The sequence below is a fragment of the Paracoccus chinensis genome, assembly GCF_900102885.1.
GTDB classification, from domain to species: Bacteria; Pseudomonadota; Alphaproteobacteria; order Rhodobacterales; family Rhodobacteraceae; genus Paracoccus; species Paracoccus chinensis.
Genome location: NZ_FNGE01000084.1, coordinates 1 through 1,088 on the forward strand (window position 1 = coordinate 1; position 1,088 = coordinate 1,088).

At 57.0% G+C, this 1,088-nt stretch carries 2 protein-coding genes; one reads left to right on the top strand and one right to left on the bottom strand.

Annotated features, from left to right (window positions below; translation table 11 throughout):
* Positions 1 to 394 (top strand): hypothetical protein (locus tag BLQ03_RS18525; RefSeq protein ID WP_175558951.1); only part of this gene is annotated, 394 nt, incomplete at its 5' end.
* A 402-nt stretch (positions 395 to 796) separates the two neighbouring features.
* Here the strand turns inward: BLQ03_RS18525 and BLQ03_RS17835 are convergent.
* Positions 797 to 1,088, bottom strand: a 292-nt coding sequence (locus BLQ03_RS17835) for a hypothetical protein (protein WP_217629807.1), incomplete at its 5' end; no start/stop codon positions are given.

Consider the following 1,088-nt stretch of genomic DNA (forward strand, 5'->3'; position numbering starts at 1 on the left):
GGATCGCCTCGGGCCGTTGACGCAAGACGGGGCGGCGCAGGGGCTGGCCTATGCCGGCGCTGTGGATCGGGATGGCCGGGAGGGGAGGCAGGACCTGGCCACGCGGTTGCGCGAGGCATGGGAAGCCCGCCAGAGCCGCACCGCATCCGATACTGTGGCTGCATCTGGGCAAACCCCGGAACCGGAATCCGCCCGCAGTCTGGCCGAGCGGCTACGGGAGGCCGCGCAGGGAATCGACCGGGGAACGCTGGCCGAGGCGGCAGCGCGGTTGCAGGAAAGCCGGGAGGCCGAGAAACGCCAGCGGGTGCAGGAGGCCGAGCGCCTGAAGGAGCAAGAGCGGTTGCGGGAGCGCGAGACACGTCACCGCGACAGGGGTATGGATCACGGCATGTAGAAATTCCCCCTGTCAGGGAGAATTAGCAGAAAATAGAGCATATGATAGGTCCAAGGAAGGGGATTCCTTCAATGATCCCACCTTCATGGCTATTTGTTGTTATCGGAAAGCTTTTGTCTGTATTTGGATTGTAATCCGTAACACTGCATCCTGGATATTTCGTTCCGGTCGCTACACGCAGATATTCTTTACCCGGATCTATATCTCCAGTGTTCCACCTGACCACTAACCCTCTGTCTGGGCATGTCACTGTGAAATTATAAGAACCTCCTGCAAGGATAGGATATGGAGTTGCTAGAAGTATTGTGATGGAGGCAAAGATGATTTTTTCCATATCACGTCTCTCCTACCAAATTTTTTAATCTTGAAGAACTCTTTTCAGGTCATCGACAGAAATGCCGCCTATGATGTAGTCGCCAGGTTGACCCGGAGCGCCTGTTGCACCAGCCGATCCTGTATGGCCAGGCGCTCCGGGTTGACCGTTGCTACCATTACCTCTGCAATATGGCAGGCTTTCTTTACCGCCTTGTCCACCGTCGCCACCGGGCCCTCCGTTACCTGGGTTGCCGCTTTCGCCTCCCTGTCCGGGAGAAAGGCGGACACGAAACACAGACGATGCAAGAGGAAGGTTTTCTTGTGATGTAATGAGTTTGAAAGTTCCACCACTACCGCCTGTGCCTCCAACGCCCCCCGG